Annotated in this window: 1 protein-coding gene; it reads right to left on the reverse strand. The window is 75.8% G+C overall.

Features of this window, described 5'->3' with window-relative positions; all coding sequences use genetic code 11:
- A partial coding sequence (locus KUM32_RS37905; RefSeq protein WP_217146366.1) for an alpha/beta fold hydrolase occupies window positions 1-561 on the reverse strand: 561 nt, incomplete at both ends.

Below are 561 nucleotides of genomic sequence, written 5' to 3' on the forward strand. Positions count from 1 at the left end.
CCGTACGAGTGGCCCCACGCGGAGAGCTTGTCCTCGCCCAGCGCCCGCCGGATGCGGTCGATGTCCCGGGCCTCGTTGCGGGTGCTGATGTGGCGGGCCAGTTCGCCGCCGTCGCGGGCGCAGGTCTCGGCGATGGTACGAGCCCGGGTCACCGGCCCGGTGAGCCCGCCGTCCGCGTCGGGCCAGGCGCGCAGGTTGACCGTGGCGAGCTGTTCGTGCGGGAGGTCGCAGGTCACCGGGGTGCTGCTGCCTACGCCCCGCGGGTCGAACCCGATCAGGTCGTACGCGCCGCGCACGCTGCTCGGCAGCCGCTGCCCCTTGCTGGACGGCCCGTTCAGGCCGGAGTTGCCGGGGCCGCCCGGGATCAGGAGCAGCGCGCCGTGCCGGTCCCCCGGTTGCTCGCTGCGGATGCGGGAGACGGCGATGTCGATCTGCCGGCCGTTCGGGCGGGCGTAGTCGAGCGGCACCCTGACGGTGGCGCACTCCTGTCGCGGGTCCGCGCCCTCGATCGCGCACCGCTGCCAGTGCAGCGCCTCGCCACCCCGCGCGCCGGGCGCACCG

This window comes from Streptomyces sp. AC627_RSS907 (assembly GCF_019049165.1).